The 20,223-nt window shown below is 58.1% G+C and carries 25 protein-coding genes and 1 tRNA gene; 11 read left to right on the top strand and 15 right to left on the bottom strand.

Features of this window, described 5'->3' with window-relative positions:
• Positions 1 to 7 precede the first annotated feature (7 nt).
• From NTD89_RS15370 to NTD89_RS15360, 3 genes are all read left to right on the top strand, one after another.
• Positions 8 to 1,213, top strand: coding sequence for an acetyl-CoA C-acetyltransferase (locus NTD89_RS15370; protein ID WP_262208498.1), 1,206 nt, complete (start codon positions 8 to 10; stop codon positions 1,211 to 1,213).
• Between the two features lie 16 nt (positions 1,214 to 1,229).
• Positions 1,230 to 3,377, top strand: a complete 2,148-nt coding sequence (locus NTD89_RS15365; protein WP_262208497.1) for a 3-hydroxyacyl-CoA dehydrogenase NAD-binding domain-containing protein — start codon at positions 1,230 to 1,232, stop codon at positions 3,375 to 3,377.
• Between the two features lie 215 nt (positions 3,378 to 3,592).
• The gene (locus tag NTD89_RS15360; RefSeq protein WP_262208495.1) at positions 3,593 to 4,321 is read left to right on the top strand and encodes an amidotransferase; all 729 of its coding nucleotides are present in this window, start codon (positions 3,593 to 3,595) and stop codon (positions 4,319 to 4,321) included.
• Positions 4,322 to 4,354: 33 nt separating this feature from the next.
• Here NTD89_RS15360 and NTD89_RS15355 read toward each other — a convergent pair whose 3' ends face one another.
• The 3 genes from NTD89_RS15355 to NTD89_RS15345 all read right to left on the bottom strand — a co-directional run bounded on the left by NTD89_RS15355 (position 4,355) and on the right by NTD89_RS15345 (position 7,107).
• Complete coding sequence (locus NTD89_RS15355) at positions 4,355 to 5,326, bottom strand: magnesium and cobalt transport protein CorA (protein WP_058420797.1); 972 nt, start codon at positions 5,324 to 5,326, stop codon at positions 4,355 to 4,357.
• Positions 5,327 to 5,461: 135 nt separating this feature from the next.
• A complete protein-coding gene (locus tag NTD89_RS15350) occupies positions 5,462 to 6,202 on the bottom strand; it encodes a 1-acylglycerol-3-phosphate O-acyltransferase (protein ID WP_262208494.1) in 741 nt (246 codons plus the stop codon).
• A gap of 212 nt (positions 6,203 to 6,414) precedes the next feature.
• Complete coding sequence (locus NTD89_RS15345) at positions 6,415 to 7,107, bottom strand: crotonase/enoyl-CoA hydratase family protein (protein ID WP_145159212.1); 693 nt, start codon at positions 7,105 to 7,107, stop codon at positions 6,415 to 6,417.
• Between the two features lie 336 nt (positions 7,108 to 7,443).
• On the opposite strand from NTD89_RS15345, the gene NTD89_RS15340 reads away from it, so the two are divergent.
• From NTD89_RS15340 to NTD89_RS15315, 6 genes are all read left to right on the top strand, one after another.
• Positions 7,444 to 7,533 (top strand) — tRNA-Ser (locus tag NTD89_RS15340).
• A 1,172-nt stretch (positions 7,534 to 8,705) separates the two neighbouring features.
• Positions 8,706 to 8,942 carry a hypothetical protein gene (locus NTD89_RS15335; protein ID WP_262208492.1) on the top strand — a complete coding sequence of 79 codons (237 nt, stop codon included), beginning with the start codon at positions 8,706 to 8,708 and terminating at the stop codon, positions 8,940 to 8,942.
• Positions 8,943 to 9,101: 159 nt separating this feature from the next.
• Positions 9,102 to 9,386, top strand: coding sequence for a hypothetical protein (locus tag NTD89_RS15330; RefSeq protein WP_106576209.1), 285 nt, complete (start codon positions 9,102 to 9,104; stop codon positions 9,384 to 9,386).
• On the top strand, positions 9,383 to 9,628 hold the full coding sequence (locus tag NTD89_RS15325; RefSeq protein WP_262208491.1) for a hypothetical protein: 246 nt from the start codon (positions 9,383 to 9,385) through the stop codon (positions 9,626 to 9,628). The genes NTD89_RS15330 and NTD89_RS15325 overlap by 4 nt, the downstream gene beginning before the upstream one ends.
• Positions 9,625 to 9,870: a hypothetical protein gene (locus NTD89_RS15320; RefSeq protein ID WP_262208489.1), complete on the top strand. Its 246-nt coding sequence runs from the start codon at positions 9,625 to 9,627 to the stop codon at positions 9,868 to 9,870. The genes NTD89_RS15325 and NTD89_RS15320 overlap by 4 nt, the downstream gene beginning before the upstream one ends.
• 35 nt (positions 9,871 to 9,905) lie before the next feature.
• On the top strand, positions 9,906 to 10,118 hold the full coding sequence (locus NTD89_RS15315) for a hypothetical protein (RefSeq protein ID WP_410017219.1): 213 nt from the start codon (positions 9,906 to 9,908) through the stop codon (positions 10,116 to 10,118).
• Here NTD89_RS15315 and NTD89_RS15310 read toward each other — a convergent pair.
• The 9 genes from NTD89_RS15310 to NTD89_RS15270 all read right to left on the bottom strand — a co-directional run bounded on the left by NTD89_RS15310 (position 10,102) and on the right by NTD89_RS15270 (position 16,243).
• Positions 10,102 to 11,286 carry an Arm DNA-binding domain-containing protein gene (locus NTD89_RS15310; protein WP_262208485.1) on the bottom strand — a complete coding sequence of 395 codons (1,185 nt, stop codon included), beginning with the start codon at positions 11,284 to 11,286 and terminating at the stop codon, positions 10,102 to 10,104. The two genes, NTD89_RS15315 and NTD89_RS15310, sit on opposite strands and share 17 nt — an antisense overlap.
• 106 nt (positions 11,287 to 11,392) lie before the next feature.
• Positions 11,393 to 11,563 (bottom strand): hypothetical protein, encoded by a 171-nt coding sequence (locus NTD89_RS15305; RefSeq protein WP_262208484.1) that lies wholly within the window; start codon positions 11,561 to 11,563, stop codon positions 11,393 to 11,395.
• Complete coding sequence (locus tag NTD89_RS15300) at positions 11,556 to 11,804, bottom strand: hypothetical protein (protein WP_262208483.1); 249 nt, start codon at positions 11,802 to 11,804, stop codon at positions 11,556 to 11,558. The genes NTD89_RS15305 and NTD89_RS15300 overlap by 8 nt, the downstream gene beginning before the upstream one ends.
• A 64-nt stretch (positions 11,805 to 11,868) precedes the next feature.
• Positions 11,869 to 12,162, bottom strand: coding sequence for a hypothetical protein (locus NTD89_RS15295; protein WP_262208482.1), 294 nt, complete (start codon positions 12,160 to 12,162; stop codon positions 11,869 to 11,871).
• A 15-nt stretch (positions 12,163 to 12,177) separates the two neighbouring features.
• Positions 12,178 to 14,976, bottom strand: coding sequence for a toprim domain-containing protein (locus tag NTD89_RS15290; protein ID WP_262208481.1), 2,799 nt, complete (start codon positions 14,974 to 14,976; stop codon positions 12,178 to 12,180).
• Positions 14,977 to 14,980: 4 nt separating this feature from the next.
• A complete protein-coding gene (locus NTD89_RS15285) occupies positions 14,981 to 15,214 on the bottom strand; it encodes a hypothetical protein (protein ID WP_099312178.1) in 234 nt (77 codons plus the stop codon).
• A 74-nt stretch (positions 15,215 to 15,288) separates the two neighbouring features.
• Positions 15,289 to 15,525, bottom strand: a complete 237-nt coding sequence (locus NTD89_RS15280) for a hypothetical protein (protein ID WP_262208478.1) — start codon at positions 15,523 to 15,525, stop codon at positions 15,289 to 15,291.
• Positions 15,522 to 16,001: a YmfL family putative regulatory protein gene (locus NTD89_RS15275; protein ID WP_315975610.1), complete on the bottom strand. Its 480-nt coding sequence runs from the start codon at positions 15,999 to 16,001 to the stop codon at positions 15,522 to 15,524. The genes NTD89_RS15280 and NTD89_RS15275 overlap by 4 nt, the downstream gene beginning before the upstream one ends.
• A gap of 29 nt (positions 16,002 to 16,030) precedes the next feature.
• Positions 16,031 to 16,243 (bottom strand): DNA-binding protein, encoded by a 213-nt coding sequence (locus NTD89_RS15270; protein ID WP_262208476.1) that lies wholly within the window; start codon positions 16,241 to 16,243, stop codon positions 16,031 to 16,033.
• A gap of 141 nt (positions 16,244 to 16,384) precedes the next feature.
• Between NTD89_RS15270 and NTD89_RS15265 the strand changes: the two genes are divergently transcribed.
• Together NTD89_RS15265 and NTD89_RS15260 are read left to right on the top strand one after the other, a co-directional pair.
• Positions 16,385 to 16,678: a helix-turn-helix domain-containing protein gene (locus tag NTD89_RS15265; RefSeq protein ID WP_262208577.1), complete on the top strand. Its 294-nt coding sequence runs from the start codon at positions 16,385 to 16,387 to the stop codon at positions 16,676 to 16,678.
• 75 nt (positions 16,679 to 16,753) lie between these two features.
• Positions 16,754 to 16,939, top strand: coding sequence for a hypothetical protein (locus NTD89_RS15260; RefSeq protein WP_262208474.1), 186 nt, complete (start codon positions 16,754 to 16,756; stop codon positions 16,937 to 16,939).
• 38 nt (positions 16,940 to 16,977) lie between these two features.
• Here NTD89_RS15260 and NTD89_RS15255 read toward each other — a convergent pair whose 3' ends face one another.
• From NTD89_RS15255 to NTD89_RS15245, 3 genes are all read right to left on the bottom strand, one after another.
• The gene (locus NTD89_RS15255) at positions 16,978 to 17,235 is read right to left on the bottom strand and encodes an ogr/Delta-like zinc finger family protein (RefSeq protein WP_262208473.1); all 258 of its coding nucleotides are present in this window, start codon (positions 17,233 to 17,235) and stop codon (positions 16,978 to 16,980) included.
• Between the two features lie 74 nt (positions 17,236 to 17,309).
• Entirely contained in the window at positions 17,310 to 18,179 is an 870-nt protein-coding gene (locus NTD89_RS15250) for a phage portal protein (RefSeq protein WP_262208576.1), read from the bottom strand.
• Positions 18,091 to 20,142, bottom strand: a complete 2,052-nt coding sequence (locus NTD89_RS15245) for a terminase large subunit domain-containing protein (protein WP_262208472.1) — start codon at positions 20,140 to 20,142, stop codon at positions 18,091 to 18,093. The genes NTD89_RS15250 and NTD89_RS15245 overlap by 89 nt, the downstream gene beginning before the upstream one ends.
• Positions 20,143 to 20,223: the final 81 nt, after the last annotated feature.

Raw genomic sequence — 20,223 nt, 5'->3', positions numbered from 1 at the left:
GGATGTCATGACCCAAGCTTTGATCTTTGATGCCATACGCACGCCCCGGGGCAAAGGCAAGGCCGACGGCGCCCTGCACAGCGTCAAACCGGTAAACCTGGTGGCCGGTCTGCTCACCGCGCTGGCGCAGCGCAGCGACCTCGACACACGCCAGGTGGATGACATCGTGCTCGGTTGCGTCACCCCGGTGGGCGACCAGGGCGCCGACATCGCCAAAACCGCCGCACTGGTGGCGGACTGGGACATCAGTGTCGCCGGCGTACAAATCAACCGTTTCTGTGCCTCGGGCCTCGAAGCGGTGAACCTGGGCGCAATGAAAGTGCGTTCCGGCTTTGAGGACCTGGTGGTGGTCGGCGGCGTCGAATCCATGTCGCGCGTGCCCATGGGCAGTGATGGCGGCGCCTGGGGGCTCGACCCGCAGACCAACATGCACAGTCACTTCACGCCCCAGGGCATCGGCGCGGACTTGATCGCGACCCTGGAAGGCTTCACCCGCGAGGACGTCGACGCCTTCGCCCTACATTCCCAGCAGAAAGCGGCCAGGGCGCGTGCGGACGGTTCTTTCAACAAGTCGCTGATCGCGGTGCAGGACCAAAACGGCATCGTGCTGCTGGACCACGACGAGTTCATTCGTGGCGACTCCAGCCTTGAAGGCCTCGGCAAGCTCAAGCCAAGCTTCGAGATGATGGGCCAGATGGGCTTCGATGCCACCGCCTTGCGCGTCTACAGCCATGTGGAACGCATCCATCACGTGCACACGCCAGGCAACAGTTCCGGCATCGTCGACGGCGCCGCGCTGATGTTGATCGGCTCCGAGGCCAAAGGCCGCGAACTGGGCTTGCGACCGCGGGCGCGCATCGTCGCCACGGCGGTCACCAGCACCGACCCGACCATCATGCTCACCGGCCCGGCACCGGCCACGCGCAAAGCCCTGGCCAAGGCCGGTTTGCGCGTGGAAGACATCGACCTGTTTGAAGTCAACGAAGCGTTTGCCTCAGTCGTCCTCAAGTTCATCAAGGACATGGGCATCGACGCTGCGCGGGTCAACGTCAACGGCGGCTCCATTGCCATGGGGCACCCGCTCGGCGCCACGGGCTGCGCGATCCTCGGCACCCTGCTCGACGAACTGGAAGTGCGCCAGCAGCGCTACGGCCTGGCCACCCTGTGTGTCGGCGGTGGCATGGGCATCGCCACCATCATCGAACGCCTCTGAGCCCAAGGAACCTGTCATGACCGACGCCATTCGTTACGAAAAAGGCCAGGACCAGATCGTGGTGCTGACCCTCGACATGCCCGGCCAGAGCGCCAACACCATGAACGGCGTGTACCGCGAGGCCATGGCGGCCGCGGTCGCACGCCTGGAGGCAGAAAAGGACGGCATCGCCGGTGTGGTGATCACCTCGGCGAAGAAAACCTTTTTTGCCGGCGGTGACCTCAATGAATTGATCAAAGTCGACAAGGCCCACGCCAAGGAGTTTTACGACGGCGTGTTGGTGTTGAAGGCCCAACTGCGCCGTCTGGAAACCCTCGGCAGGCCAGTGGTGGCCGCCATCAACGGTGCGGCGTTGGGCGGCGGTTGGGAGATTTGCCTGGCGTGCCATTACCGCGTCGCGCTGGATGACAACTCGACACAGCTCGGCTTGCCTGAAGTCACCTTGGGCTTGTTGCCGGGCGGCGGCGGGGTAGTGCGCATGGTGCGCATGCTCGGGTTGGAAAAGGCCCTGCCGTATTTGCTGGAAGGCAAGAAGGTGCGGCCGCAGCAGGCGCTGCAAGCCGGGTTGATCAATGCGCTGGCGATGGATCGCGATGAGCTGCTGGCTAAATCCCGCGCCTGGATTCTGGCCAATCCCGAGGGCAGACAACCGTGGGACAACAAGGCTTATCAGATCCCAGGTGGCACGCCGTCGAACCCGAAGGTGGCGCAAATGCTGGCGATTGCGCCGTCGATTTTGCGCAGCAAAACCCATGGCTGCTTCCCGGCTCCGGAGAAAATCCTCTGCGCTGCCGTGGAGGGCGCCCAAGTCGATTTCGACACTGCGCACTTGATCGAAACGCGCTACTTCACCGAACTCGTCACCGGCCAGGTGGCGAAAAACATGATCGGCACCTTTTGGTTCCAGCTCAATGACATCAACGCCGGCAGCTCACGGCCACAAGGTTTTGCGCCGTACGTCACGCGCAAAGTCGGCGTACTGGGCGCGGGGATGATGGGGGCGGGCATCGCCTATGTCAGCGCCAGTGCGGGCATCGACGTGGTGCTCAAGGACGTCAGCCTGGCCGCGGCTGAAAAGGGCAAGGCGCATTCGGCTGCGCTGCTGGACAAGAAGATCAGCCGTGGGCAACTGACGGCCGAACAGCGCGACACCATTCTGGCGCGGATTCATCCTACGCAGGACGACGCCGACCTGGCCGGCTGCGACCTGATCATCGAAGCCGTGTTCGAAGACCGTGAGCTCAAGGCCAGGGCCTCGGCCGCCGCGCAACGTGTGGTCGGCAGCGACGCCGTCATCGCCTCCAACACCTCGACCTTGCCCATCAGCGGCCTGGCTAACGCCGTGCCCGATCAAGGCAAGTTCATTGGTCTGCATTTCTTCAGTCCGGTCGACAAGATGCCGCTGGTGGAAATCATCAAGGGCGCCCATACCCGCGACGAAACCCTGGCCCGAGGTTTTGATTTCGTCCTGCAAATCAAGAAAACTCCGATCGTGGTCAACGACAGTCGTGGTTTTTTCACCTCGCGGGTGTTCGGCACCTTCACCAACGAAGGCATTGCCATGCTCGGCGAAGGCGTGGCCGCGCCGATGATCGAAACCGAAGCGCGCAAGGCCGGCATGCCGGTGGGGCCGTTGGCGGTGTCGGATGAGGTGTCGCTGAGCTTGATGAGCCACATCCGGCAGCAAACCGCGAAAGATCTACAGGCTGAAGGCAAGGCGCCGCCGACGCATCCCGCGACCTTGGTGATCGACCTGTTGGTGAATGAGTACAAACGCACGGGCAAGGCGGCGGGCGGTGGTTTTTACGACTACCCCCAAGGGGCGCAGAAACACCTGTGGCCGGAGCTGAAAGCGCGCTTTGAACAGCCCGACAACCAAATTTCGCCACAGGACGTGCGCGACCGTTTGCTGTTCATCCAGGCCATCGAAACCGTGCGTTGTGTGGAGGAGGGCGTGTTGAGGTCGACGGCTGACGCCAACGTCGGCTCAATCTTCGGCATAGGCTTTGCCGCGTGGAGCGGCGGCGCGCTGCAGTTTATCAACCAGTACGGCCTGAACGACTTTATCGCCCGGGCGCGCTACCTGGCCGAGCAGTACGGGGAGCGCTTCTCGCCCCCGGCTCTGCTGCTGGAAAAAGCGGCACAAGGAGACATATTCGCCTGACCTAAACACCTTAGCCTGAGCGATATAGAACCCATGTGGGAGCGGGCTTGCCCGCGATAGCGGTGTGTCAGCCAATGCAAATTTCGGCCGATATAACGCCATCGCACGCAAGCCCGCCCCCACACTGAGGCACTTGGCGAGACTTGCTTTGCAGGGGTGTTTCAAGGCAGGCTCTGGGGTGTGCATTATTCCCACCACCGTGTCAGGTATTTTTTATGTCGCTACGCGTCTGTATCCTGGAAACCGATATCCTGCGTCCAGGCTTGATCGATCAATACCAAGGGTACGGGCAGATGTTCAAGCGCCTGTTCTCCAAGCAGCCGATTGCTGCCGAGTTTGTTGTGTACAACGTGGTTCAGGGCGAATACCCGCCGGATGACGAGGCGTTTGACGCCTACCTGATCACCGGCAGCAAGGCCGATTCCTTTGGCACCGACCCGTGGATCCAGACCCTCAAAACCTACCTGCTTGAACGCTATGAGCGCGGCGACAAGTTGCTGGGCGTGTGCTTCGGCCACCAGCTGCTCGCGCTGCTGTTGGGCGGCAAGACCGAGCGGGCCAGCAAGGGCTGGGGCATGGGCATCCACGACTACAAACTCAACGCCAAGGCGCCGTGGATGAGCCCGGTGGTGGAAGAGCTGACCTTGTTGATCAGCCATCAGGACCAGGTCACCCGCCTGCCGGAAAACGCTACCGTGATTGCCTCCAGCGATTTCTGCCCGTACGCCGCTTACCACATTGAAGACCAGGTGTTGTGCTTCCAGGGCCACCCGGAATTCATCCACGACTATTCCCGCGAGCTGCTGGAAATTCTTCAGACAACGTTGGGCGAGAAGATCTACAACAATGGCGTGGCCAGTCTGGCGCGTGACCACCACGGCGCAACCGTGGCGGAATGGATGATGCGTTTTGTGGCGCACAAGCCCGAAGCCGACGTGGCTTGAATCACGCCGAGGCGGGGGCCGGCCGGCGTTGATTTACAACCAGCCCGACCGCTTGAAGCTGGCCCACAGACTGGTGCAGCCCACCGCAATAAACCCGAGCACCGCAAAGTAACCGTAATGCCATTGCAGCTCGGGCATGTTCTGGAAGTTCATCCCATAAATCCCCGCCACCGCGGTGGGGAACGCCAGGATCGCCGCCCACGCGGCGAACTTGCGCTGCACCACGCTCTGACGCGAGGCTTCGAGCAACACACCAATCTCAATCGTCTGGCTGGCGATATCGCGCAAGGTGGTGAGGTCTTCCATTTGCCGCGTCACGTGGATCTGCACGTCACGAAAATACGGGCGCATGTTTTTGTCGATAAACGGGAAGCTCAGTTTTTGCAGTTCCTGACTGATCTCCACCATCGGCGCCACATAGCGTTTAAGCCGCAGCACGTCGCGGCGCAGGCCGTGGAGGTTCTGGATATCACGCTCGCTCAGCGAGCTGCACAGCACATTGCGCTCCAGCTCATCAATTTCGGCGTGGATCGCTTCGCTCACCGGCTGGTAATTCTCGGTGACGAAATCCAGCAGCGCATAGAGTACGAAATCTTCCCCGTGCTCCAGCAACAACGGCCGCGCCTCACAGCGCTGGCGCACAAAGCCGTAGGACGCCGAGTGGCCGTTGCGGGCGGTAATGATGTAGCCGTTGCCGGCAAAAATATGGGTTTCGATAAACTCCAGCTTGCCGTTCTCGCGCACCGGTGAGTAGGTGACGATAAACAGCGCATCACCGAAGGTTTCAAGCTTGGGGCGGCTGTGTTTTTCGAGGGCGTCTTCGATGGCCAGTTCGTGCAGGTTGAACTGGCGTTGCAGGTTGGCCAGCTCCTGGGCGCTGGGCTCTTCAAGGCCGATCCACACAAAGTGATCGGGCTTGGCGGCCCAGGCTGCGCCTTCATCGAGGGTGATATCAGTGACTTTCTTTCCGGCGCTGTAAACGGCCGCCGCAACAACTCTACCCATGGTGCTGATCGCTTCTTATTGGGAGGACAGGTGTTGGGCAGCTTAGCGTGAATGGCGTTCCCTTGTTGCTCATGCAGGCACGCTTTTTGTGGCGAGCACGCTTGTTTGTACGGGGGGCAAAGCGCCCTCAAAAAATCACAAAGGCGCAGGTGCCCAAGCGGCCTGCAGTTCACGGTCCATCTGCGCAATACACTCATCCATCTGCTTCTGACACGCCTGCATCAACGCCGGGATGTCATCCGAAGTCAGTCCTACGGTAGGAATCGGCGGCAGCGAGCGTATGAGCACATCACCGCTGTCCCAGCGATTAAGCTGCATGTGCGTGACGTAATTGCTGACACACACCTGCACGATGGGCACACCCGCCGCAATCGCCATATGAAACGCGCCTTTCTTGAACGGCAGCAGCCCCTTGCCCAAGTTGCGTGTGCCTTCCGGGAACACCCAGATCGATGTGTCTTCATGCTGCAAAGTGCGCGTCGTGGTGAGCATCGCGCGCCGCGCCTTGTGCGCGTTGCCCCGGTCGATCAGCACATTGCCCGCCAACCAAAACAACTGGCCGAACAGCGGCACCCATTTCAGGCTTTTTTTGGCAATGCACACCGTGCGATGCGGCACCACAGTGCCCAGCACAAACAGGTCGTAGTTGGACTGGTGGTTGGCGATGATCACGCACGTGCCGGGCTTATTACGCAGCGAGTCGACGTCCGCCCTCACGTTCAGTCGCAACATCCACATCGCGGGCAACCCATACAGGCGAGCGCACAAACGGCTGTTATCCGGGTTGAACGGCCGACAGATGCCCAGCAGCACACCCAGCACACCGGCGACCATAAAGTGCAGGCCCATCAACAACATACGTAACAGAAAAAGCATCGGCACAGCCCGTAGGGACAAAAGGTGGCGCAGTGTACGGATGTGCACTGTATTCGGCAATTGCCCCTACAGACGTGGGAGATAGGCGATGTTTAAGCACATGTTTCAATATGTGCCGGCAGCGCCCAGCTAGAGCGGTTTAAGACGTATCCCCATTTTTGTAAGAAAAAGCCCGACTCAAGGTCGGGCTTTGGCACAACATGGGTAAGGCATCAGATCAGGTTATGCCCCTGATCCTGGATGATTGCGTCATCCAAGGCTTCCAGCAGTGCCTTACGCACCTTCAACTTGGTGTGCTTATGAGCGTTCATGTTGATCTTCTTCAACTGGCGCGCCGCTTCCAGGGCCGCCGCGTGCAACTCTTCTGGCGCAACCACTTTATCCAGGAAGCCGGCTGCCAAGGCACCTTGCGGGTCAAACATTTCAGCATTGATGACCGAACGGTGAAACGCCGACTTGCGCAGACGATCCCGCGCCAACTCGATACCGGCGTGATGCATGGTCATGCCGATCGCCACTTCATTCAGGCCAATGCTGAACGGGCCTTCCACACCAATGCGGTAATCGGCCGACAACAGCAGGAATGCACCTTTGGCCACCGCGTGCCCAGGGCACGCCACAATCACCGGAAACGGGTGCGACAGCAGGCGACGCGCCAACGTCGAGCCCGATGTCACCAGGCTGATGGCCTCTTTAGGGCCGGCTGTCATCACCTTCAAATCATAACCACCCGACAGAATCCCCGGCGTGCCGGTGATGATCACCACCGCGCGATCCTTCTCGGCCTGATCCAGTGCCGCATTAAACTCACTGACGACGGCCGGAGAAATGGCATTCACCTTGCCGTTGCTCAAGGTCAGGGTCGCGATACCGTCTTCGAGGTGGTAGGCAATCAACTCACTCATGACGCGGTTCCTTGTAGGATTTGTTATAGATAGGCTGCTTATAGAAGCGCATGCGCAGACGTTACCCACCACACCCGCCCCGGTAAAGCGCCGTGACTGACTACACAGTCAGACTTTTCCTGCATCCCCAAGGGTAGACGGCCCGGAGCAGGGCGCAGCAGCCCCACCAAACGCGTACCGCCGATGCCCGAGAATGGCAGATTCACCGTCCCTCGCTGGGTGGGTAACGGCATAACCGTCTAAGCGCATGAAAATTCTGAAAAAAACCTTTGCCATCAGAAAGGCTTTCGACTACATTAGCGCGCCTCGACAGACTGAACTGGTTTGACGAGATACGGTGAAGTGTCCGAGTGGCTTAAGGAGCACGCCTGGAAAGTGTGTATACAAGAAATTGTATCGAGAGTTCGAATCTCTCCTTCACCGCCAAATTGCAAAAACGCAAACCCCTGATTTTCCTAGAGAAAGTCGGGGGTTTTCGGTTTTTACTTGCCAAAAAATAGCCTCATGGGACCGCCATGGGACTGGCGCCTCTTTTTGGTGCAGAGAAGGTGCTATTTCGTAAGGTCGCTGTCACAGACGATTTGGCGTTTCGGATGTGCAATGACCTGATTTTTGGCTGTCCGCGGATGACTGTTCACGGGCTTCATAGTTGACATAGTCATTGACATGTCAATCAAGGGCGAATAACCTTTGTTTCGAGGACTGCAAACGCGCATTTCCGAGCTTTGGCTTTCCAGTATGGGCCCCTCGGACTTTCGGCAGCAGTGAAACTGGTACTCACTGACGTAGGGACAACTGATAGGCCCCACCATATGGCCAGTTATTCGGTTGGATTCTGACCCAACAGACTGATTTAGTCTTAAAGCTAAAGAATCGCTGCGACTATGCCTCATAAATTAAAAGATAGCGGCCCACTGGGTCGCTTTTTTTATGTCCTGATTTTATCAATTGTCCCTACCTTGATCCCTCTCGGAGTGTTTCTAGGTGTCCACGTCACGATTGAATAATAAAAACCAAGGTTACGGTCCGCGGGCATAGGTTCAAGCGTTAATGTGCCTTCCTGCGTTCTCAGTACAGTTATCCGTTTCATATCTGCCCGGCTGTGTGCAGGATCGTGATAAATTTCTGCGCCTAAAACGATCAGATTCGCAATGAATTGAGGAACGTCGTCAGGTGTAGTACAGCCCCTTTGCCGTAACTCTCGCTTTTTCCCTTCCCAAATATGCTTTACACCGAAACCGGCTGGCGCGCCTCCAGGTCTGACACGATGCATACCCGCACGCAAATAAATGGATGCCTCACCGAAACCGAGTCGTGCTATCGAAGGGATTGTTCCGAACTCGTGCCCCCCTTGAGGGTGCTCTATCAGTTGATTTGTCTTCAGCGTGAGGATCGTCAATCTAGCCAGCTTCCATTCTTGTGATGATGGCATTTTACAGTGTTTTTTGAATCGTGTTTTAAGGTGGCGCTTTGTCCCTAAAATCCTGTAAATAGCCGTGAAAAATCGTCGCCCAAATGCATGTCGATGAGCGCTTTAAACAATTTGCATAAATAGATCCAAAGCGAATGACATGATGAGCAGAAAGGAACCCGTTCTAATGAGCATTGAGCAAACCCCACCACCGTGCGATCCGTTGCACCTTTTGTCTATGGAAAAATTGCGCCGCATGCTTCTCGAAAAATCAGGACCGATTACTTGGGAGGTCAGTGATACTTGGGTGGTGTGCGACGGCGATGGCTGGACGATAGGGGCAGACGAACCTGCTACCGAAGACCAGGTACGTGAGCTAATGGTCAGGGCCGGTGGCGTGGCCAAGGTGGTGAACTTCGAATAACGCCGCTTATGTCAAAAAGGCCCCCACACTTACGCCAGGTGTGGGGGCCTTTTTTTGTGCCAGCGGAAACCAGAACCCCCTACACTGGCATACCAGCACCCCTATGAATGGTTTTACGCAGTTCCCCCCACTCACTTTATTTCAAAGGCCACACCTGACATGTACGCGCCGCTCACTGACCCTCTGGCTTTGGACAATGCCCAACAGTGGTTTAACGATCTGATGACGCTGGCCGACCCCGAGTATGCGCACTATCGCATTCGACACCGTATCGAGGCCTACCGCATTCAAGCCCTAAATGAGCGTGCGCCCCCCAGCCTTTTTAACCAATTGATCGGTTTTTTGGACGCTTTAGTGGCCTGCGAGGTCCTATCCCCTAACCTGGGCCACGATTTCCACCGCCGCCTGGTCCTCGGCTTTGAGTCCGCATGGATGAAGACATGAACAATCACGAAGTAAGCGGCGCCAGTGAGCGCATGCAGGACGCCTTGGAGTTTTGGCACGACCACTGGACGCTGGACCGTTTGTACGTGTCCTGCGTCGTGTGTCACGCACAGCAGCGGGTCGACGACGCGCGCAGGCCGTTCCTACACGTCGAAGGCTGCGACCTGGCCAGCGACTTTGCCAAATATCCATGGATTGAGCTGCGCGCTCTACTGGCCGACCTACCACCGGTGCCCGTATGAGCTTTAGTCAACAACTGGATGCCATCAGTCTGCCGCCGGGGATGCGCACGAAGATGCAAAACCATTTGTCGCGCCTGGGCCATGCTGAGGATCTACACGCCCTGGAGCTGGCCCAGGCGCGCGCCCAAGGTTTTGTCGAAGGGGTAGAGACAGCGCGCGCGCTGACCCCGGCCACCATCGAGGCGCTGTATATCGCCGTTGAAGACGCGGCCGCCGCGCGGCACCGGGAGCTGAGGCCGTGATCGGGGAGGCCATCCAGTCGGACACGCTAAAGGCTCTGGTCAGTCAGCACGCGATCCGTGAAGCGGTAGTAGGCCGCGTGGCCGGCGACGATGCTAAGTGGACGCTCTCTATCCGTCTGGGCGGTCCCACCGCGCGCCTGGTGCCGGTGCGCTCCCGGCGGGAGCCCTTGCGCACCTGGGCCAGCCTTACGGCGGTGGGTCGTTTCGCCGAGTCGTTGGGCATTACGGCGTTCAGTGTAGAACTGTGACCGGCGAGAGCTTTAGTGCCAGCTGTAGCATGCCAACCACGTCCGGCCCATCCTCGTTGATCCATGTCCCATAGTGCTGGCGGATCATGTTGCCGTTGGTGTGCCCCATCTGTTCGGCGATCCAATCAATTGAGGCAATGCCCGTCGTCAGCAGCTGGCTGGCGTAAGTGTGACGGCACTGCCCTGGACCGCGATAGCGGACCCCGGCTGCGAGCAAATGAGCTTTAAAAAAACGGTCACGCACGACAAAATCGTTGGCGTGTGGCAAACCGCTTTTGGTGTTTAAGAACACAAAATGCAACGTGTGCCGGCGCGCGGTTTTATTGTCCCGCTCGACGATTTCAACGGTTTCGGCTTTTCTTTTGCGTGTCAGTGCCTCGACTTTGCGCAGCGCATCCCAGGCCGGCGCCAGTAAACGAACCTTGCGCATCGAGCGCCGAGTTTTCGTGACGCGATAAGCGCCGCGCACCTTCGATCGACGGAAGGTCACCGTGCCGTGTTCCAGGTCGACGTCTTCCCACGCCAGGGCGATGGTCTCGGATACCCGGGGCCCGGCCCAAATCATGAATTGCACCATCAGCAACTCAAGCGTGCGGGTGGTCGGTGTTTCCAGGATCTGTTTGATTTCCGCCCGGGTAAACGGGTCCGGTGCTTCGGGATCGGGCAGGCGCACCATTAAACCTTCGGTGGGATCGTGCGCGACTTTCATCCTCGTGCGGTACAGCCGGAACACCTGACGCACGTTGCTGATGATGTCGCGGATGGTCTTATTTTTGAGGGTTTTGGACAGCGTGCCCTGGATCCACTCTTGCAGGTCCAGGTGATCGATCGCATTGATCTGCACTTTGCCCCAGCGCGGCCGCACATGCACTTCGGCCTTGTTGGCGTAACCCCGGTAACTGGATGCGGCTACGCTGTTGGCTTTGATCCGCAACCATAGGTCCAGGTAATGCCCGAAGGTGTTTTCCACCAGCCTGGCTGAATTGGGGAAGTGGCGCGCGTAGTCAAAAGTGCCGGCGAGGATTTCGTATTCGATGATGGCAAGTAGGCGTTTAGCCTGGGCGACGTTCGCCGGCGTGTTTCCTCCTGGTAGCGATTCGCGGCATTTACTGCCTTCGTATTGAAAATAGATTCTCACGGAATTACCGCGAGCTTCGACCCCACTCATGTAAACCCCTAACGCTGCACTCGTATAGCGACAGTCTGACGATCGGAAACAAAAAGGCCCGTTCCCGGGCCAAGTATCTGGAAGCGCATCTTCTGGTGGACGCGGCTTATGGCTTGGGCTTGTGGTTGCGCAGATGGGCATTCAGACGCTGGCGTTGCCGGCTGCATTGCTCGTGGTTGCCCTGGGCGCGCCACCGACCGCATACGTCGCAAACGCTGGTGTAGTCGATGTTCCAGGGAAAGCGTCGTGCGCGAGTTGCAGGGGATTGCTTAGGCATGGCGCGCCGTCCCCCGGGGTGAGCTATTGGCGAGCAGCTGCGCAACGACAGCCGCATCTGTTTCGCTCAGGTCGCCCAGAGTGCTGGCCATCTGGCTGAGGCTCTCGAGGCGGATGCGTGATGCAGGGGTTTTGTGCACTAGGTAGCCAATGACGGCCGCGCCGATAATCGCGGTGACCACCAGGTGCCGCGCCGGTGTGGTAGCCTTCGCGGCGCTGCTGCTTAGGTTCTGTGCTTGCATGGTATAGCCCTCTGTTGCGGTCGGGTGTCGAGGAGCTGCAACTCCTCGGCACTGTTTTTTATGGTCAGTCCTTGCGGGCCAGGTGGATTACCAGGCCATCAAAATCCGACTCATGCTCTACACATGATTGCCATTCCAGCACCCTCAAGATCTGTTGCCGGCTGCAGTCGTCCACCAGGATTTCGCGTTGGCCACCGGCTGCGCGCACTTCTAAAATCTCCAGCAAACCATCCTCTCCATAAGCCTCGGCGTGGATGATCTGCGCACTTTCTGCCGTAAATTCCAGACGGTCCTGAACTGACTGGAGCTTGCTGGCTTTGCCATCGCCGGCACTGCCCATAAACACTTGGATTTGCATCGGTCTTACTCTCCTTTACGCCTTGAAGGTCCAGCACTTAACTGTGGTCGGCCGGGGTTGTGAACATGGGTTTCGGGTGTTGAAGGCGGCACGTACAGCGCTGTGCACCGCCTTGTTGCTGTCGAGAAACTTTCGGGAACGGGATTCCTTGAGCAGATCACGCAGCGTGGCCACGTCGGCCAACTTCTGTTTGTGTTCGGCGGCGCGCTCGCAGAACTCGTTGAGGTTGATAGCGATCACGGTGGGGTCGCTGCTGTGGTCGACCACCGGGTCTTCGCTCAAGGATTCGAGGTAGTCGTAAACCTCCCAAAACTCGGCCACGGCCGAATGATCGGAACTGATCGAAGCCTGGCGTTCGATGGCCATCCGCACGATCTGGCGCTGGGTGGCAGCGACCTGGGGATCACTCAGTTTGAGCACCAGACGCAGGCAATCCAGCAGCGAAAGCAATTGCGCGTGGTTCTTGCTGATGCGCTCGACACGGATGTACCCACGTAAGTCATAACCGCAACTGCTGCAGTTACCCTGATCGCTGGTATAGGCAGTGCCGCAAGCAAAGCATTGGGTATGCAGGCGACGCAGCTTCGCTTCGTGTTCCGGCATGCGTCGGGCGAACAGCTCAAGCACCGCGGACTCTCTGCCCACTGCCCGCAACAGGAAGTGGCTAAGGATGCCTCCATCCAGCGCATTTAACTGATCAGCTGCAGCGCGGCTTTCCGGTGTGACGATGGGGCGTACAAAGTGCAGCTTTACGATGCGCGTCATTATCGCTTCGTGGGCGACCACGGCCGCGTTTTGACTGATCGCTATCGTTCCTCGGAATGGAGGTTCATACGTCTCGTTGCCCGCTGTCTTAACGCCCTTGGTGGCCAAGGTGCCGCCGCCGTAGAAGTCTTTTAGCTCGTCCCATTCGAAGGTTTTAGCGTTCGCTCTATCATCGCTGTGGCGATCGGCTTCCAGGAACACAACCGGCATGCCAGAGACTTGGCCCATCAGGCGCGAGCGTCCGGCCTTGGTCGATTTCATGGGGTCGAAGCCCTCATAGCCTTCGCGGCCGAGTAACTTCCAGAGCAGGTTCAGCAGAGTGGTTTTACCGGCGCCGGCCTCACCGGTGGCCTCTAGGAACGGGAAGGACTGGTAACGAGCGCGGATCTGCTCGCAGAACAGCGAGCCGAAGAAGAACACCAGCGCGACGAAGCCCTGGGCGCCGAAACAGGTCCACAGCAACTGCACCCACTTTTCATCAAAGCCCTTTGCTTCGCGCTGCAGCTTGATGGGGACGCCTTTCTGCAGCGTTTTTAGGCGCAGCTTGCCGAACTCAAAATAGTCTTCGCTGTTGACCTTGTAGGTGGTGCCGTCCTTGATCGCGATATCGCCGTAGACGTAACAGGCGTATTCCTTGCTGTAGCCCACGTAGTCGATAGTCGACACAGTTTTGATGCCGAACAGTTGATCCTTCATGAGCTTATCGAGCTGCTGGCCACTGCCGGTAAACATCGCACCTGCCGCCATGCCGAGCAGCCGTTTTTTGAATTCGCTCGCGGCAGACAGTTGGCCACTGGTGAAGGTGTTTTTCACGCTTTCGGAGTCGTGCGGGAAGTCCACGCGCAGGTAGTACCAGGATTCGTCTGTTACCTCGTTACGCTGGAAGTACAGGGCTTGTGGGTAGCAGTTGGCAATCTCCACAACACTACCGGACTGCTGCAGGGCTTTTTCGCGTTGTTGCGCCTGGTTGAGCAGTTGGTCGTCGTGGTTCTCGCTGTCCTCGATGTCGGACATGGCCCGGTTGAATTTCTCCATGTCCAACTTGAACCAGTACAGGCGGCTACCGAAGCCCAGGTGAAATTCCCCGCGCTTGTTCCAGTCGTACATCAGCAACGCCTTTTCCGCTGCGCTCTCTGCCAGCAACAGGGCGCCCTGGTGACGGGCTTGCTTGAGGTCAGCAGCGATCTGTGCGGCACGCTTGGTGTCGTCCTGGATGAAGCTCCAGCGCTGATGAAGGTCGTTCCAGTCTGACTTGCGGCCGTCACGTTGTGGGATCTGCGCAGACTCACAAACAAAGCCCAGAGCGCGGGCTTCGCGTACCCAGCGCCGGGTGTATGCGTTGGCGCTGGGTTCGTTATCAAGCGCCCAAACCAGCTTGGGCAACTTCCCGCCATCGCGGATCTTCACCAACGCTTTAAGCGAATCCCCTGGGAACGCATTAGAGGACATGGCCGAGACAGCCGCGATGTCGTTGTGCACCAAAGCGATGGCATCGAAGATCCCTTCGACAATCCAGATTTCCTTAGCTTCAAGAAGGTCGACGCAGGGCGGGCACCACCAGACGCCGCGATAGCTGTCCTTGGATTTGAAGCGGGCTTTCATCTTGCCGAAGCGGTGCGGCTGATCGATCAGACGTTCCCACCAACCGCCTTTTTCCAGGGCGAAGCGCACCGTCGCGCTGCCTGCGTTGTGTTCAGCGGAGTAGAACGTTTCCTGTGTGAACCAGCCCTGGATCAGTTCAAACCGAAAGCCCCGGGCAAACTCCAGGTAGGCGCGCGCCGTTGCGTTAGGGTGCTGGTCTGTCGCCGGCGCTCGCTTGCTCCAGTCTTCGAACAGATCGTCGTAAAGCTCTTTCACGTGCAGGGTGTGGCCGCACTTTTCGGGGCGACCACATATCACCATCCATGGCGTATCAAAGCGGGAATACAGTTCTTTCTTTTTGCACTTCGGGCAGGTGCCGCCGCGCATGTAGTCGGTGCCCGCGCGGTGCTTGAGCCCGAAGTCGGCCTGAAGGCGTTGCAGCACGTCGTGACGAAGGTCTTCTTTCATGGGGTTACTTCACTGCTTTGAGACTGTGGGACAGGGCTGCCATGAGGCGTTTTTGCGCAGCCATGACCGGGATATGGGCGAGAATCGCGCCGTGGCGCAGACCGGCTGCAACGAGGCGGAATTGGTCGGCGTACCAGTGTTCGTTGAGGCTCAAGCGATACTGTTCACGCAGGTTGGCCAGCAACGCTTCGGCCTCGGCTGGAGGCAGTTGTGTGGTGACAATTACGGCGTTTGTCATCGTTAAACCTCAATTTCGGGCGCAGCTCACCCAAACCCACGGGACGTGGGGCCGGCGATTGGTAGGGTTGAGTGTTACGAGTTCGCGGAGCGTTGGCGGTGTGCCAGGTCCAACAACTCAATGTGGGCAAGGTCTGTCAGTTTGGTTGCAACCGGTTCGGACACGTCGAGGTTCTCCACCAGATGAATAACCGCCCGTTTACACAGTGCCGACAAGTCGCCTAAGTGTTCGGCTTGGTGGCGCTTAAGGAATGCCAGTGCAGCGTTCTGCACGCATTGTTGGTAGTCCAAAGCGTTTGTCTGAATGTTCATTGGCCTTTCCCTGACTTAGCGCGGTAGAGGTCGATGGCGGCATGAATTTCGGCAGTACGTGCAGCTATGTGCAAGATGTGCGCGTTCAGGATTAATTCCGCCTCGTCTTCGGTGATCACGCCATCCTCGATAGCCTGAGCGATAACCTGGTCGACCGTGCCCTGTTTGGCCGAGGTCTGCACTGCCCGCGCGTACATCTCAACGTTGTCTAGATTTTCCGGTTGGATGACCGGCACGAACATTCCGCCGTACATTGCCGCAACGTAGTTGGCCAGGTGCTGAGTGCCTGTGACCTGTTCCAGTTGAAAGATCTGTAGGTCCGTCAACGGGCGGCAGTTGTTGTTCTCGTAAGCGTGGTTATCGAACTTCTTGAGTGGTAGGCCGATGCGCGCAGCGGCGCTTTCGCGGCCACCTTCGAAGGTGCAAATGATCGCACTGACGACCTCACGCCGTGTTTTCAGAACCTGACTTTTCATCTTCTGTTGTTCCCTCAGAGATCTGGCCATTACTGTTCGATCACGCCGTCTTTGATCCCGAGTAATACGGCTGCGCGATGAGCCTCCCCGCGACGACATTGGCTTTGCCCGCTCAATACCGCATAGACGGTGCTGGGGTTGAGTTGATGTTGGGCCGCGAAGTCCTTAGCTGACTGGCCCCGTTTTTCTAATGCTTCCCGTGCTTTATGACGGGCTTGCTCGTTAACGCTGGTGTTCGGCATAGTGCAGATCCGTGCAATTTCATGTGGTGTGAGATGCACAATGATGCACTTAGGTGCACTTGTAAATAGTAAGGATGAAAAAAAGTGCATCTTTCTGAAGATATCGGTTCTCGGCTGCAAGAAGAACGGAAGCGAAGCGGCATGACACAGAACCAGGTCGCGGAAGCACTTGGGATTGCGAAGCGCACACAGGCGAACTACGAGGCGGGATCTAGCGATGCTACGGCGTCCTACCTGAGTAAGGTGGCGGTCCAGTTCGAATTCGATGTGCCCTACATCCTCACCGGACGGCGTAGCACCCTGGCCCTTGATTCGCTGGATGAGATTGAGGACAGAATTGTTCAGCAATACCGCAGTATCCCTGCGGATGATCAAAGAGCGATTCGGCGGTTTATTCAGGCCTTGGCTGACGATGCTGCCAAAGGAGTGAGCTGACCCCTCTGGTCCCGTCTTACCAGCGGCTTGCCCCCATATCATTGCTACAGCAATGGATTTTATGGAGTGGTAAGCATGTTGGATCGCACAAACGCGGATGTTGTTTACGTTGAAATTGCGGCATCTGCGCGGTATGAGCTTTCGCACATTGAGCGACGTCTGATTGGGTTGTATCGTCAGTTGAGCCCTCGCGACAAAGAGAAGTTGAGAAGACTGACCGAAGCGCTGATAAGCAACCCGGATCATTCGGACGAAGGCTGAATCCAGCGCCGCCGGCACTCGATTGTCGGTGGCGCGCTTCATGCGACGGCCTGCGATCCAAGCTTTTCAAACAGCTCCTGCTGTTGGGCTCTTGGCATGTCTCTAAGACGATCCATCAGCAGCCTGTCGAACGTCTGAGCGGACGGGCTTAACGTATGAGAAAAAGTGAGATTAGCGACCCAGGTGTGCCCACACTTTGCATCGAGGCACTGGCAGTAAAGCTTCGCGAAATCGTCTGACAGAACCTCACGTGACGCAATTCGCCCTTTGTGTCCGCATTTGCAAGTAACTCTCATATTCCCTCCCCAGGGTGCAGCCTATTGCCACTATGTTCGCATGTAGTGCAGTATATTTCTCTATTTCTTAGGCGTCAGACAGAGGTTTCCCCTGTGCTATCGATCTTTTTCCAGTTGATACGCCTGTCACGTCGAAGCACCTCATTCAGCTGACTGAACAGCTGACAGATCGGCCTAATCTCGTTGCTGGTATAAACGCGATCGATCTTTTCGATATCCCCGAACCCGCCGTTGTTTTCCGGGATGATCCCGGCCAGGGCAGGGTTCATCCGCCAGGCGGCGATCACATCGTTACGGGTGATGTTCTTCACCTTCTCCAGTTCGTCCTTGGCCTGAAAGTCCCCCACTGGGATGATCTGAATTGCGTTTTCCTTGCCGTTGGGGATGTTGACGAACATCGAGCGGAAATTGCCCACGCCCTTGCTGGCGCTGATCTGGGCGCGCAGGTTCTCTTCGTCTTCCTCAGTCAGGTCCGGGTCGTTGGTGTAGAAGATGTATCCCGCGTGTGCGCCGTTGCTGTAGTACCGCCGGCGGAACAGGGTCGCGGCTTCGTTGAGCAATAGCGCCTGCAAGCCGCCCAGGTAGTCAGGCACACCGTAGATGTTCTGTTCCACGTCGTAGTCCAGGACGTGTTCGATTTCGTCCTGGTCGAAGTCCATGTAGTTGCTGTCTGGCAGCAACATCCTGAATCCGCCGTCGACCTTCACCCGCATGTTGATCGCTGGCAGGTGCTGCAGCTCCAGCACTTCCCCAAAGGCGTTGGTATCGCGGTAAAAATAGGCCTCGCCAAACACCATATAGTCCAGGCTGGCCCGGCCCATGGTCTGAGTGCTGCACCCCTCGGACGGAATAAACTCACGCAGCAGCAGGTTGCGTTTGAACTTTGGAATGGCGCCGTGATGCGCGTTGGCGCGTAGCAACTTGGCGAGGCCCGCCCGGGACACCGGCGGCTTGTAGATTTCCCCGTCGTCGCTGAGAAACACCCCCAGGTATTCGCCGATGTTGCCGGACAGCACCTGTTCGGGTTCCCCGAACGTGAACGCCCGCATGGGCTGTGGCTGTCGCGCCGGTTGGTTGATTTGGGGCTTTTTGTGTCGTTGCTTGGGCATTGTTTCCGCTCGTGACGTAGCGGCTACGGCGCCGCTTGTTGGTGTTGAGGGGTTCATTGAACAGGGCGTGCATGATCGACCAGGCAATGTCGGCGTGGCCGGTGGCGTCAGTGCGCGAAGCGCTGTAGGTGACCTGGCCGCTGGTGGTGGTGCCGCGCTTGATGGTCAGGAACGCTTGGGCGATATCGGTCCAGCCAGCGTCCCATTCGATGCGGCTCCCCTGGATCGTGTCTTGGGCCTTGAGTACCAGGGTGTTTTTGGTTTCAAGGCTGTAGTGGATCGCGGTCGCACGCGGATAGAAGTCGCGCACCAGGTCAAACACGCCGTAGCCAATACCGGTCGTGTCGATGCCGATGTGCTGCACGTTGAAACGCTCGGTAAGTTTCTTGACCTGTTCGGCCTGGTACTTGAACGACTGCCCACGCCAACTGTGTTTTTCCAGGATGCGGAATTTCGCCCCGGGTTCCAGTGGCGGAGCGACCACCACGCAAGTGGCGTCGTCGCGGGTGCGGCTCGGATCGTAACCAAGCCACACCGGGCTATTGCCGAACGGCCGATCCAGATCCGGGTTGAAGTCTTCCCACAACGACAGGTCGGAGTAGCACCGCTCCAGATCCTTGAGCCCGAACGCGCTCTGGCTGCTGTCGATGAACTTGCAGTAGAACAACTGCTGGAATTTGTCTTCGTCGTACTCCAGCTGCAGCTGCTCGAGGTCGAACAGATCGCAGCCGCCGGCGATGGCGTCGTCCAGTGTGATGGTCTTGCGCCATTGGCCGTCGGGGCACAGTGCGCCCTGGGTGTATGACGCCTCGGTGGGCCAGGTGCCGCCGGCCTTCTTGCCGCGCTTGCTATTGCGGAATTCCTCGCCCGACCAGAACGGGTACGCCTGGTGCGAGACCGCGCTGGGCGTCGAAAAGTAGGTTTTGCGCCACTTCTTGTGGGTGCCCATGGCACTGGCCACGGTGCTGAGTTTGTCGAAGTCACGTATCCAGAAATACTCATCGACGTAAACGTGGCCATGGTAGCCCTGTGCGGTGCTGCTGTTGGTCGACAAGAAACGTAGCTCGGCGCCATTGCTGAGCGTAATCGGGTTACCGGTCAGCTCGATGTCAAACCACTGCTTGGCAAACTGGATGATGTAACTGCGGAAAATTTCCGACTGCGAGCGGCTGGCCGACAGGAACACCTGGTTATCGCCGGTCAGCACGGCGTCCATGAACGCTTCGCCGGCGAAGTAGTACGTCAGGCCCACCTGCCGGCTTTTCAGGATATTGCGGATTCGGCACGTCAGCGGGTTTTGCTTGGCTGCGAACAACTCCTGCTGATAGCGGTACATTTTGCTGATGAACTTATCCAGGAAGTCGACTTCGGTCAGCCCGCTAATGTCGTTCTTGGCTTTCTTCTCGCGTTTCTTCCCGCTGCTATCGCCACGCGCCGAGCGTTCGCCCCGAGACCGCTGGCGGCCTTCCTGTGGCTCGCCGGAAGTTTCCTCGATCGGTGCTGGCAAGGGTTTGGCTGCTTGCTTTAACAGCCGTTCGCGCACGGTGGTCAGCCGGTCCAGCTCGTTGAGGTCGTCCTTGGTCAGACTGCCGGTTTTGTCCAGGAGGAGGGTGATTCGCCGGCCTACGGCCGTCAGCGGTTCTTCATCCGACAGCATGTCTTCCCAACCGCCCTGGCGTATCCAGTAGTAGACGATGCGGATGTTTGGCAGGTTGAGCTGCGCCTGAATTTCCTTGGCCTTACAGCGGCGTAGAAACAAGCGTTTAGCGGCTTCTTTAACTTCGGTCGAGTAGTACATGGGCCGCAGTCTATGCGGCGAAAACGCTTGAAACGCGGGGTTAAATTCCGTGATTCACCTATATAGCGGATATAGGAGAAA

The sequence above is a fragment of the Pseudomonas sp. 14P_5.3_Bac1 genome, assembly GCF_025466135.1.
Classification (GTDB): Bacteria; Pseudomonadota; Gammaproteobacteria; order Pseudomonadales; family Pseudomonadaceae; genus Aquipseudomonas.
Note: the sequence above shows the minus strand (reverse complement) of the source record. Positions and strands in the feature narration are given on the sequence as shown.